This is a genomic window from Streptomyces sp. STAM6 (assembly GCF_054963715.1).
On record NZ_JBUEFZ010000008.1, the window covers coordinates 224000 to 235604 of the forward strand.

Genomic DNA, 11605 nt, shown 5'->3' on the forward strand with positions numbered 1-11605 from the left:
TACCGGCAACAAGATGTCGACCCGTGAGCAATACGAGCAAAACCCCAGGTCATAGGGCTGGGCTGAGTTCGACGGGGAATCCGTTGAGCACGGCGGTGCCGGACAGCGGGTCGAGCCGGGTGCCGTCCAGCAGCTGGTTGACGTTCACCCCGGGCCGGGCGGCGGCGACGGCCATGCGGGTGCCGGGACGGTCGTGCCCCCAGCCGTGCGGAAGGCTCACCACTCCCCTGCGTACCGCGTCGGTGATCTCCACCGGGGCCGTGAGCTCACCACCCTCGCCCTTGATCCGGGCGAGGGCGCCGTCCTCGAGCCCGAGCCGGGCCGCGTCGTCGGGGTGCAGCTGGAGCGTGCAGGTGTTGGTACCGCTGTTGAGCGTGGGGATGTTGTGCAGCCAGCTGTTGTTGGAGCGCAGGTGGCGGCGGCCCACGAGGACCAGCCCGCCGGGCCGTCCGTCGAGGGCCCGGCGCAGCCGGGGCAGGTCGGCGGCGATCGGGCCGGGCAGCAGCTCGATCCGTCCACTGCGGGTCTTCAGCAGCTGCGGGACACGGGATTCGAGCGGCCCGAGGTCGATTCCGTGCGGGTGGGCGCGGAGGCGGTCGAGCGTGAGGCCGTACGGGCCGAGGCGCAGCATCAGATCGAGTCGCCGCTCCGGTCCGGTGCGCCCGGTGAGTCGGGCCGCGAACGCCGCGGGGTCCTGGCCGTGGGCGGGTGAGTGGGGCTCGGTGACGGCCTTGGCGAGGGTGCGCTCGATGACCGTCGTGTCGACGGAGTCCGGCTCGGCGCCGTGGAGGCCGGTGGCGGCGAGGATGAGCCGGGCGTGGATCTCGCACTCGTCCATCCGTCCCTGCTCCAGCGGGACGGCGGCGGGGGTGTACCGGGCCTGGTTGCGGACGGCGAAGCCGTTGAACGCGAAGTCGAAGTGGGCGCTCTGGGACGGGGGCGGCGGGGGCAGGATGACATCGGCGTGGCGCGAGGTCTCGTTGAGGTACGGGTCGACGCTGACCATGAAGTCGAGCCCGGACGCGAGGGCGCGGTCGAGGCGTTCACCGTCGGGTGCGGAGAGCACCGGATTGGCGGCGATGGAGATGACGGCGCGGATGCGGCCGTCGCCCGGGGTCTCGATCTCCTCGGCGAGCGCGGCGACCGGCAGTTCGCCCTTGGCCTCGGGGTGGCCCGAGACGCGGCTCGTCCAGCGGCCGAGGGTGAACCCCCTGCCGGGGCCCGCGGGCCGGGGCGCGGGGGCGGTCGCGGACAGCGGGAAGAGCGCGCCACCGGGGCGGTCCAGGTTGCCGGTGAGGATGTTGAGGACGTCGACGAGCCAGTTGGTGAGCGTGCCGTACTCGACGGTGCTGCCGCCGACGCGGCCGTAGACGGCGGCGGTGGGCGCGGCGGCGAGCTCGCGGGCGAGCGTGCGGATGGTGTCGGCGTCCAGGTCGCATACGGGGGCGACGGTGTCGGGTCCGAGGTCCCGGACCGCGGCGCGGACGTCGTCGACTCCCTCCAGGTGGCCGGCGAGCCGGCCGGGCTCGGTGAGCTCCTCCTCGAACAGGACGTGCACGAGGGCGGCGAGCAGCAGTGCGTCCGTGCCGGGTCGCGGGGCGATGTGCCGGTCGGCGAGGCGTGCGGTGCGGGTGCGGCGCGGGTCGACGACCGTGAGGGTGCCGCCTCGTTTGCGCAGCGCCTTGAGCTTGCCGGGGAAGTCCGGCGCGGTGCACAGACTCCCGTTGGACTCCAGGGGGTTGGCGCCCAGCATCAGCAGATGGTCGGTGCGGTCCAGGTCGGGGACCGGGATGGCGAGGGGGTCGCCGAACAGCAGCCCGCTGGAGACGTGCTTGGGCATCTGGTCGAGCGTGGACGCGGTGAAGAGGTTGCGGGTGCGCAGGGCGCCCAGCAGGACCGGCGGGTAGAGCGCGCCGGCCATGGTGTGGACGTTCGGGTTGCCGAGGACCACGCCGACGGCGTCGGGTCCGTGTTCGGCGACGAGCGGCGGGAGCCGGCGCGCGACGGTGTCGAACGCCTCGTCCCAGGTGACTTCCCGGAACGTGCCGTCCTCCGCGCGTACGAGTGGTACGCGCAGCCGGTCGGGGTCGGCGTCGACCTCACCGAAGGACGCGCCCTTGGGGCAGATGAACCCCTGGCTGAACACGTCGTCCCGGTCGCCGCGGGCGCCTGTGACCCGGGTGCCGTCGAGGGTGAGCGTGAGCCCGCAGGTGGCTTCGCAGAGCGGGCAGATGCGCAGGGCGGTGGACATGGGGCCTCCCCGGGAAGGCAGCGGCGGTGGTGGCGCGACGCCGCCGAGCATACCGACCGGTACGCATGGATGCGATGGGTCGGGACGAGTGAGCCGCTCGGCCGCCCCGGTGGCCCGGCCGGGAGCGAGCGGGGCGGGGCGGCCGGGACCGGACGGTCAGGCGCCGTCGAGGACGGGCGCGAGATAGGCGTGGAGCAGTGCGCGGGTCTCGGCGATGAGGTCGGGGTCGCCCGGCGGGCCGGCGCGGAACGCGAGCCGGAGGAGGGCGTCGGTTGTCTCGACCCCGACAAGGACCTTCCGGCGCAGGGTGGCGTCGGTCTCCCGGCCGAGGTGGGTGACGAGGAGGGCGCAGAGCCGGTCCGCGACCAGATGGTTGGCGTCCTCCCCGGACCCGTCCGGAGTCTCCGCGGGCGCGGGCACTCCGAAGTCGACCAGCGCGAAGCCGGGGACGGTGCGCTTCATCGCGAGGTACTCGTCCAGGACGGTGTCGATGGCGCCGTACGCGTCGAGGCCGTCGGCATCCGCGAGGCGCGCGTCGATGCGCTCGGCATAGCTGTCCAGATTGCGGTGGGCGAGGGCGGCGGCCAGGGCGCGCTTGTTGGAGAAGAAGCGGTAGACCGAGCCGATCGGTACGCCGGCGCGCTGGGCGACGGCCCGGGTACTCAGGTCTTCGTAGCCCGTCTCCTCGAGGACCTCGGCGCAGGCGTCGAGGATGCGCGACAGACGCTCGGCGCTGCGCTGCTGGACGGGGGTACGGCGGAGCGAGTGGGGCTGCGGCACAGGCTCCATGATGCCCCTCCGGGCGGTCGTCAGGCGATGAGGAGGCCGATGCCGCCGAGGGTGTACGCGATCATCAGCGTGAGCAGGGGCAGCTGGCCGGCGACGGCGCGGGCGGGCGGGAAGAGGCGCACGGCCCGGTCGTGGGCGGCGACGACTCCCAGCACATGGCCGGTGACGACGGCTCCGACCTGGAGCGCGGCGAGCCCGCCCGGGCTCAGGGGCGGGCCGGGCGCGGCCGGATCGTGGGTGCCGGCCGCCATCATGACGGTGCGCGGTCCTTCGGTGACGAAGAGGGTGAAGTAGTGCGCCACGAGATAGCCGAGCGCGATGGGCAGCAGTGAGTGCGCGAAGGCGGCGAGCGGACGGTGCAGTTCCCGGGAGGTCAGTCCGACGACTCCGGCGCAGACGCCGTACAGGGTGGCGACGAGGGCGACGGAAGCCAGCAGCCCGAGGGTCGCGGTGGTGGTGCGGCCGAGGGGTGAGGTCTGGAGGGTGGAGATCCAGAGGGGCGCTTCGGAGAAGCCGTCGTAGGCGGTGGAGCCGAGCAGTACGCAGAGGGTGGCGACGAGTCCGGGGTCGGGCGGGGTGGCGTCGAGCCCGTGGAAGGGGCTGCGCAGGACGAGCCGGCCGTCGGCACGGCGGCCGAGGGGGGAGAGACGGGCGATGAGCGTCGAGTACGCCTCGAAGGCGTCGCCCCGGTCGAACCAGTGCGGGCCGTAGCGGGCGGCGCCGAGCAGGTGCACGGCGGTGTACACGCCGAGGAAGGTGAGGAGGGCGGTGGCCGACGCGGGGTCGGGGGCGGCGAGTTCGAGCCAGGTGTAGGCGAGGAGTCCGGCGGCGGCCGGCCACAGGCCGAGGCGGGGCGGCAGGGGGCGGGGCCGGGTGGTGGGAAGCACCGCGTGCAGCGTGCGGAGCGGGTTGAGGGCGCGCCAGACCGGGCCGAGGAGCAGGGAGGCCGGGACGAGACCGACCCAGAGCAGGACGTGGACGGTGCCGGGTGCCGGGTTGCGGTCCGGGTCGTCGGGGCCGAGGAGGAGGTGGAACACGACGAACAGGGCGGACGCGAGGCCGAGTCCGCGCAGGGCGAGCCGGGTGGCGGGCGCGTCGGCGAGGCGCTGGAGGGACGCGGGAAGCGGGTGGCCCGAGCGGTCGCCGCGGAAGCGGGACTCGGACCAGAGGAGTCCGAGGGCGAGGAAGGAGACGAAGAGGGCGGCGAAGGCGCCCGCGAAGGCGTAGAAGGGGGAGATCGGCAGGTCGTGCTGGGAGCCGATGCCGTGGGCGAGGGCCGTCGCGCCGGGGGCCGCCATCAGCGGACGGCGAGCTGGGTGAGGACCAGGCCGGAGGTGTGGGTCTCCACCTCGAAGAGGCCGGTGCGGTCGAGGGTGAGCGTGAGCGTGGTGGGCCGGCCGGCGGGCAGGGGTGTCTCCCGGTCGTAGCCGTGGACGTGGAGGGTGTCGTCGCGGTCGCTCGTCACCTCCAGGACGAGGCGCCCGCCCTTCTTCAGCTCGACGCGGCCGGGCGGGGGCTGGACGGTGCCGCCGGTGACGGTGATGCGCAGGGTGCGGTCCGCCGGGTCGGCCTCCGGCCCCTGGTCGTGTCCCGTGCCGCCGGTGGCGGCGGTGAGCCGCGCGGAGGCCTGGACCGGTTTCCCGTCGACCGCCCACGCCGTGTGGTCGTCGGCGTGGAGCCGTGCCGTGAGGGTGTGAACACCCTTGGGGACGGTGCTCGCCGGCAGATGGAACCAGGGACCGTAGACCCGGGCGATCTGGCGGCCGTCGAGGAGGAGGTGGGCGTGTCCCGAACCGGGGAGGGCTGCGCCTCCCGCGCTCTCGGGGGTGAACCGGAAACGCTCCACGGCGAGTTGCACGTTCCAGCCGTCCTCGGCGTCGGGGCGCACGGTGAGAACGACCCCGGGCGCTCCGTCGGCCGGGACCTCCCGCAGCCGGTGGCCGGCCCCGTCGTGGGCGGTGAGCAGGTCGCCAGTGGCACCGGTGGCCTGTTCGTGGCCGGTGCCGGGCCGGTGGTGGGTGGTGGGGCGGCCGCCGCATCCGGCCGCTGCCACGAGGGTGAGAGTGGCGGCGAGCAGGACGGCGGTGGTGCGGTGCGGGCCGCGGACCGCAGCGGGCCGGCTCATGGCGTCGTCTCCCCCGCGGGGGTCGGATCGGTGCCCGGCCCGGCCCCCGGGGCGGTGCCTTCCCCGGTCCTCGTGGGCGCGGGGCTCCGGGCGGGCTTCCGGGCGGGGGACGCGGAGGCGACGACCGCCCAGAGCACCCACACCACCGCGAGCAGGCTCCGGGTCCAGGCGGGGCTCAGCGGTATCCAGGGGATCATCAGGACTGCCTTGTCGAAGGCGTCGAGCAGGGTCAGGGCGCCGAGCGCGAGCGTGGTCCATCCCAGGGCCGGCCGGTCGGCCCGGCGCAGGGCGAGGCCCAGGCCGGTCCACCAGAGCCCGAGGAGGAACAGCGCCAGGGCCGGGAGGTACCCGGCGGCGAGTGGGGTCGTGGACCCGGCGACGTCCAGGGCGAGTCCCGCCGCGCCCGCCAGGGTCGCCGCTCCGGCGAGCCGGCTCGTGCGCAGCCGCCGCCACCACAGGGCACCCCCCGCCAGTGCGAGGACGGCGGCGACGCCGAGCGCGACCTGGGTCTCGACGCGTGCGATGCCCCGGGCGCCGTACCAGTCGCAGCCCGCCGGCAGGCGCCGGGCGCGGACGTCGTAGTCGGCGCACACGAGCAGGTGGACCAGCTTCACCGGTTCGCCGGCGAGGCGGTCCGAACCGCCGGAGACGGCGCCGCGCCGGGTGCCGCACTCGGGCAGGGCACGCGGCGATGACGCGCCGGTGCCGGCCTGCCAGCAGTTGCCGCCGCCCTGGCCGTCCCACCACACATCGGTGCGGTTGGGGCGGGAGTTGCCCGCCTTGTCGCGGCCGAGGTGGTTGCCGGCATACCGGTTGTGGTGCGAGGTGTCGGCCTGCTTGGACCAGGCGTTCTCGCCCCGGATGAAGGCGGGGACGGCGCTGAGGTAGAAGGCGGTGCGCCGGTGGCCGTAGATCCAGTTGTTCTCGTAGAGGTTCCAGTTGCCGCCCGCGGTGATGATGCCGGAGCCGGGGGGCATGGAGATCTGGGGGCAGACGACCCCCTGTTCGTAGCCGCGTTCGGCGGGCGGCTTGGCGCAGGTGCCGTCGGCGACGTACCGGTAGTAGTCCTGGTTGTTGTCGTGGATGACGTTGCGTTCGAACCGGGCGTGGTTCTGCGGCAGTCCGGGGTGGCCGGGGAAGGCGCTGTCCATGGAGGCGCCGCCCATGTTGTGGTCGAACTCGTTGTCGTGGACGTACACGGAGTCCCCGGCCGTGCCCGAGTAGCCGACCATGTTGTGGTGGCTGCGGCAGCCGGTGATCTCGATGGAGTAGCGGGGAACGTCGTAGCCGCGGCCGTTGTTGATGTCCGAGGCGCTGCCGGGGTAGATGCCGGAGTCGCCGTTGCCGTAGGACTCGCAGTTCTTGTAGAGGCCGTGGTCGCTGGCGAAGGTGAGGAAGCCGTATTCGTCGTTCCACCGCGTCAGTACGTCGTCGATGACGAAGCCGTCGGCGGCCAGCACGTACAGCGAGTTGAAGGTGGTGCGCTGGGCGGTGAAGTTGCGGAAGTAGACGCCGTCGGATCCGTCGGCCCGCACGGCGTTGAGCTTCTGGTACTTGGCGTCGATGACGACGTCGGTGCGGGCGGCACCGGTGCCCTCGATCTGGAGGTTCTTCTTGCCCAGGATCGCGACGAGGTTCTGGTTGTGCGGGCACTGCTTCTGCTGCTCGTAGGACAGGATCTGGTAGCCGAACGCGGACGTGGGTGCGTCGAGGTCGGCGCAGGCGCCGGTGGGCGGCGGCAGTGAGGGCTCCTCCTCGTAGCGGCCGGGGAGGATCGCGATGGTCATGCCGGGCCGGTCGACGGCGTCCACGGCCTGCTGGAGATGCCGGTGGCCGCGGGCGAGGCAGCGGGTGAAGAGGCGTTCGTTGCGCTTCCGGAGCGCCTCGGGGAAGCCGGCGATCCGGCGTGCGAAGTCCGTCCGGTCGGCCTTGCAGACCAGGAGGTCCGGCTCGCCCGTGCGCAGCACGGGCACGCTGCCCGAGCCGTCGGGGAAGGACACGGGCCGCTCCTCGTGTGCCTGCGCCGCGGGCGCGGCCGGCAGCAGCACGAGGAGCGGGAGGGAGACGACGGTGAGGAGCCTGGCTGTCCACGACATGCGGGCCATGCCGTGAGAGTAGAGCTTTGTTCATCTTTTGGAACCCCCCGTGCACCGGAATCGTCCAAGCCGCACATCGCCGGGCCGTGACCGTTGACGTCGCGGGCCTGGAATCCTACGGTCTTACATAGGATTCCTTGAGCGGAGCAGGAGCGGCGATGAACCGGAGCACCGAAGAGGCACGGGAGCAGGCCAGGAAGACGGCCGAAGGGCTGGCGTATCTGTCCGGCTTCGGCAATGAGCACAGCTCGGAGGCCGTGCCCGGAGCACTGCCGCACGGCCGGAACTCACCGCAGCGCGCGCCCCTCGGTCTGTACGCGGAGCAGCTGAGCGGCTCGGCCTTCACCGAGCCCCGGGCCGGCAACCGCCGCTCGTGGCTGTACCGGATCCGCCCGTCGGCCGCCCACCCCCCGTTCGTCCGCACCGGCAACGGCGGCGTGCGCACCGCGCCCTTCACCGAGACCGTGCCCGACCCCAACCGGCTGCGCTGGAACCCGCTTCCCGAGCCGGCGCCCGGCACGGACTGGCTGGCCGGTCTGTGGACGCTGGGCGGCAACGGCGACGCCGCCCAGCGCACCGGCATCGCCGTGCACCTCTACCACGCCAACGCGCCGATGGAGCGGGTCTTCAGCGACGCCGACGGCGAGCTGCTCATCGTCCCCGAGCGGGGCGGGCTGCTGCTGCGCACCGAGCTGGGTCTGCTCGCGGTCCGGCCCGGCGAGGTCGCGCTGGTCCCGCGCGGGGTGCGCTTCCGGGTCGAGCTGCTGGACGAGACCGCGCGCGGCTACGTCTGCGAGAACTACGGCCAGCCGTTCCAGCTGCCCGACCTCGGCCCGATCGGCGCCAACGGCCTCGCCAACGCGCGCGACTTCCGGGCACCGGCCGCGGCGTACGAGGACGTCGAGGGCCCGGTGGAGGTGGTGAACAAGTACTGCGGCAACCTGTGGACCGCGACGTACGACCACTCCCCGCTGGACGTCGTCGCGTGGCACGGCACCCATGTGCCGTACGTCTACGACCTGCGCACCTTCAACGTCATCGGGACGATCAGCTACGACCACCCGGACCCGTCCATCTTCACGGTGCTGACCTCGCCGTCCGACACCCCGGGGCTGGCCGGTGTCGACTTCGTCGTTTTCGCGCCGCGCTGGCTGGTCGGCGAGGACACCTTCCGCCCGCCGTACTTCCACCGCAATGTCATGAGCGAGTACATGGGCCTGATCGAGGGCGCTTACGACGCCAAGGCCGAAGGGTTCGTGCCGGGCGGAGGGTCCTTGCACAACATGATGTCCGCGCACGGCCCCGACCGGGAGACGTTCGACAAGGCCAGCGCCGCCGAGCTGAAGCCGCAGAAGATCGACGACGGGCTGGCGTTCATGTTCGAGACCCGCTGGCCGGTGACGGCCACGGCCCAGGCGATGGACGCGGACCATCTGCAGCAGGGCTACGACGATGTGTGGCAGGGTCTGGAGCGCCACTTCCGGCCGTAGTCTGGAGGGCCCCGAGCGGCCCTCCGGAGGGCCGCTTCCGGCCGTAGTGTCGTCGTACGGAGATGCCGTGACCGCCTTCGCCCCCGACTCGCTGGTCCTGAACCGCAAGCTGCCGCTCTGGTATCAGGTCTCGCAGTCCCTGCGTGCCTCGATACTCGGGCGGGCGCCGGACGCGTCCCTGCGCCTGCCCACCGAGGAGCAGCTGGCCGCGCACTACGGGGTGAGCGTGCTGACCATGCGCCAGGCACTCAAGGAGCTGGAGTCGGAGGGCCTGATCAGCCGGCACCGGCGGCGCGGCACGTTCATCGAGCCGGGCGCCCGGCGCAGCGCGCCGCGCCGGCTGCTGGGTTCGATCGACGCGATCGTGGCCCAGCAGTCCGGTGAGCGGACGACGATTCTCGGCCATGGAACGTCGGCGGTGCCCGGGGAGCTCACGGAGCACTTCCCGGACACTGCGGAGGTGGTCACCTACCGGCGGCTGCGCTGCGACGGGGAGACCGGGGAGCCGACGAACTGGGCGGAGAACGCGGTCCGCCCGGACGTGGCGGCCGCCCTCGACCTCGCCGACCTGGAGCGCTGGCCCATGACGAAGGTCCTGCGCGACGCGGTCGGCGTGCGGATCAGCCGGATCACGGACACGGTGGAGGCCCGGCTCGCGGACCCCGAGACGGCCGAGCTGCTCCAGGTTCCGCTGCTGTCGCCGATCCTGCACTACACGGGCGTCACGTACGGCGAGGACGGCCGGGTGGTCGACGTGGCACGGATCCGCTACCGCGGGGACCGGTTCTCCTTCACGGTCACGGTGGAGGCCGACTGAGCGCCGGGACTCTCCGGTCCAGGGGCCCGGCGGGACCGGCGCGGCAGGGCCTAGCATGCAGCCCGTGAACGAGGATGTGCCGCTGCTCGACGACCTGATGCCGTGGTCCGTGGCGCCGTTGCGGCTGGGGCGTTCGTGGATCGTGGCCCCGGACGCCCGGACGCTGCGGGCCCGATGGGAGAAGATCACCGGGTCCGGGGGCGCCGATCAGGAGGCGCTGTTCCGGACCACGCGGGCACGCGCACCGCACAGTTCGGTGGCCGCGCTGCCCGGCCAGCGCTCCGCGACGACCCGATTCGCCCGTGAGGACGGTGCCTGCCCCGAGCCGGTCCGCTTCGCCCACGGCCCGTTCGACGAACAGTGGCTGCTGCCCGACCACCGGCTGATCGACGTGGCCCGCCCCGAGCTGTGGCGGGTGGCGGACGACCGCCAGCTGTTCGCCGTGGAGCAGGGGTACGTGCCCCGGGCGCCGGGCCCGGCACTGCTCGTGACGGCCGCGCTCCCCGACGGCCGCTCCCCCGCGGGCCGGCCCGGCCGCATCCGGCCGCTGTACCGCCGCCCCGGCGGCCGGGAACCGAACGTCACGCCCGGTGTGCCGGAACTGCTGAGCGGCCGCTACGGCTCCGTGGTCACCGCCGGGGACGTACTGGCCTGGGCCCTCGCCGCGGCCCGCCCCTCCCCCGCCGGCTGCCTGGTCCCGCTGCCGGCCGATCCGGAGGTCTGGGCGTCCGGGGTGGCGCTGGGCCGGCACATGACGGCCATCCAGCTGCGCGGTGCCCGCGGCGGTGAACGTCCCCGGCTGCCCGGCGGCCGCCGCCCTTACGTCCGCGCCGCCGTCCCGGCACACCCCGCCGCGCTGGCGTACGACGCGGACGAGGGGGCGCTGTACATCGGCGAGGAGGGCCGGATCTCGCCCGTTCCGGCCGAGGCCTGGGACTACCGGGTGGGCGGGGTACGGATGCTGGAACTCTGGTTCGGGCAGCGCATCCCCCCCGCCGAGCCGGGCTCCCTCGAGGCCATCGGGCCGGCCGCCTGGCCCCAGGAGTGGACGTCGGAGCTGCTCGAGCTGATCACGATGCTGGCGCTGCTGGGCCAGGCGGAGCGGGAGAAGCCGGACCTGTCGGGCCAGGAGCTCATCACCCGCTCCGGCCTCCGTGAGGCCGGGGTGTTGCCCGCCCCCGAGCCGGCCCGCCGCCCCGCGTCCGTTCTCGACCAGCGGGAAGAGGGCCCCGAGGGGCAGCTGGCGCTCCTCTGAGCGAACCCGCGGACCGAGTGCGGCCGGCGACCGGGGAAGGGAGATCGTCGGCCGCGTCGCCGATCGGCGGATACGGCCCGCTCCCGAGCGGCCGCGACAGCGGCCGGAGGGCGTGCGCCCGGCGGTTCACGTGCCGGGCCCTCAGCCCGCCGCCGGCACCCGGAGAACTCGGCTCGAAAGCGGCCGGCCGCCCCGGACCCAGGTCACCACGACCGGAGCCGCGGTGACGTACATGAGGACGCCGAAGGTCGCCACGGACTCGACGTACTGCTCGTAACCGCTCGCGCGCAGCTGAAGCGCGAGGGCGCCGAGCGCGGTCCCCAGCGCCGCGGTGGCGCCTGCCATGGCGACGAACCGGCCCTTCGTCATGGGTACTTCCTCCACGCCACGAGACGACTGATCAACAGCGGGACCACCTGGACCGCGATGCCACCGCTCGAAGCGGTGCGGACGGCCGGCCGCGCGCCAAACCCCGCTCGGCCGCTGCCAGTTGCCCTCGCACGACGGAAGAAGATCCACCGGCCCGGGTCTCGCGACACGAGCGAATCGGCGGATTGATCACCCCTCGACAGGAGCCCTGGGGCGCGTTGCGGAAGTGGCGTCGTCCGCCCGGAGGGCGGGGCCGGGGGCGCCTGGTACGTGCGATCGCGAGGCGGAGGGTGGGGGTACCTCCCGCGCCGCCAGGCGCAGGGGGAGAGAGCGCGGCGGGCTGCGCCGACGACCGCCAACGCCGCGAGCGTGCGTGCTGGGCACCCCCGGCCGGACGGGACTTCGAAACACGC

General features: G+C 73.6%; 9 protein-coding genes. 3 read left to right on the forward strand and 6 right to left on the reverse strand.

Translation table 11 applies throughout. The features are described from left to right. Nucleotides 1-49: 49 nt before the first annotated feature. The 5 genes from ACY34K_RS13500 to ACY34K_RS13520 form a co-directional block, all read right to left on the reverse strand. Nucleotides 50-2251: a molybdopterin oxidoreductase family protein gene (locus tag ACY34K_RS13500; RefSeq protein WP_462746528.1), complete on the reverse strand. Its 2202-nt coding sequence runs from the start codon at nucleotides 2249-2251 to the stop codon at nucleotides 50-52. A 156-nt stretch (nucleotides 2252-2407) separates the two neighbouring features. Continuing rightward, nucleotides 2408-3040: a TetR family transcriptional regulator gene (locus tag ACY34K_RS13505; protein ID WP_462746529.1), complete on the reverse strand. Its 633-nt coding sequence runs from the start codon at nucleotides 3038-3040 to the stop codon at nucleotides 2408-2410. 20 nt (nucleotides 3041-3060) lie between these two features. Further along, nucleotides 3061-4338 carry a hypothetical protein gene (locus ACY34K_RS13510; protein WP_462746530.1) on the reverse strand — a complete coding sequence of 426 codons (1278 nt, stop codon included), beginning with the start codon at nucleotides 4336-4338 and terminating at the stop codon, nucleotides 3061-3063. Further along, nucleotides 4338-5165 (reverse strand): hypothetical protein, encoded by an 828-nt coding sequence (locus ACY34K_RS13515; RefSeq protein ID WP_462746531.1) that lies wholly within the window; start codon nucleotides 5163-5165, stop codon nucleotides 4338-4340. Before ACY34K_RS13515 ends, ACY34K_RS13510 begins: the two co-directional genes overlap by 1 nt. Further along, nucleotides 5162-7261: a right-handed parallel beta-helix repeat-containing protein gene (locus ACY34K_RS13520; RefSeq protein WP_462746546.1), complete on the reverse strand. Its 2100-nt coding sequence runs from the start codon at nucleotides 7259-7261 to the stop codon at nucleotides 5162-5164. The genes ACY34K_RS13515 and ACY34K_RS13520 overlap by 4 nt, the downstream gene beginning before the upstream one ends. 158 nt (nucleotides 7262-7419) lie before the next feature. Between ACY34K_RS13520 and hmgA the strand changes: the two genes are divergently transcribed. The 3 genes from hmgA (at nucleotide 7420) to ACY34K_RS13535 (ending at nucleotide 10823) form a co-directional block, all read left to right on the forward strand. After that, nucleotides 7420-8751: a homogentisate 1,2-dioxygenase gene (hmgA, locus tag ACY34K_RS13525; RefSeq protein WP_462746532.1), complete on the forward strand. Its 1332-nt coding sequence runs from the start codon at nucleotides 7420-7422 to the stop codon at nucleotides 8749-8751. 67 nt (nucleotides 8752-8818) lie between these two features. After that, complete coding sequence (locus tag ACY34K_RS13530; protein WP_462746533.1) at nucleotides 8819-9568, forward strand: GntR family transcriptional regulator; 750 nt, start codon at nucleotides 8819-8821, stop codon at nucleotides 9566-9568. A 55-nt stretch (nucleotides 9569-9623) separates the two neighbouring features. Beyond that, nucleotides 9624-10823, forward strand: coding sequence for a type ISP restriction/modification enzyme (locus ACY34K_RS13535; RefSeq protein ID WP_462746534.1), 1200 nt, complete (start codon nucleotides 9624-9626; stop codon nucleotides 10821-10823). 141 nt (nucleotides 10824-10964) lie between these two features. Here the strand turns inward: ACY34K_RS13535 and ACY34K_RS13540 are convergent, their stop codons facing one another. Further along, nucleotides 10965-11192, reverse strand: a complete 228-nt coding sequence (locus ACY34K_RS13540) for an SCO3870 family protein (protein ID WP_462746536.1) — start codon at nucleotides 11190-11192, stop codon at nucleotides 10965-10967. Between the last annotated feature and the right edge of the window lie 413 nt (nucleotides 11193-11605).

Bases quoted from the DNA above. Each gene is read 5' to 3' on its own strand.
- ACY34K_RS13540 (WP_462746536.1), bottom strand. From the start codon at position 11,192: ATGACGAAGGGCCGGTTCGTCGCCATGGCAGGCGCCACCGCGGCGCTG.
- ACY34K_RS13535 (WP_462746534.1), top strand. From the start codon at position 9,624: ATGCAGCCCGTGAACGAGGATGTGCCGCTGCTCGACGACCTGATGCCG.
- ACY34K_RS13505 (WP_462746529.1), bottom strand. From the start codon at position 3,040: ATGGAGCCTGTGCCGCAGCCCCACTCGCTCCGCCGTACCCCCGTCCAG.
- ACY34K_RS13515 (WP_462746531.1), bottom strand. From the start codon at position 5,165: ATGAGCCGGCCCGCTGCGGTCCGCGGCCCGCACCGCACCACCGCCGTC.
- ACY34K_RS13510 (WP_462746530.1), bottom strand. From the start codon at position 4,338: ATGGCGGCCCCCGGCGCGACGGCCCTCGCCCACGGCATCGGCTCCCAG.
- hmgA (WP_462746532.1), top strand. From the start codon at position 7,420: ATGAACCGGAGCACCGAAGAGGCACGGGAGCAGGCCAGGAAGACGGCC.
- ACY34K_RS13500 (WP_462746528.1), bottom strand. From the start codon at position 2,251: ATGTCCACCGCCCTGCGCATCTGCCCGCTCTGCGAAGCCACCTGCGGG.
- ACY34K_RS13520 (WP_462746546.1), bottom strand. From the start codon at position 7,261: ATGTCGTGGACAGCCAGGCTCCTCACCGTCGTCTCCCTCCCGCTCCTC.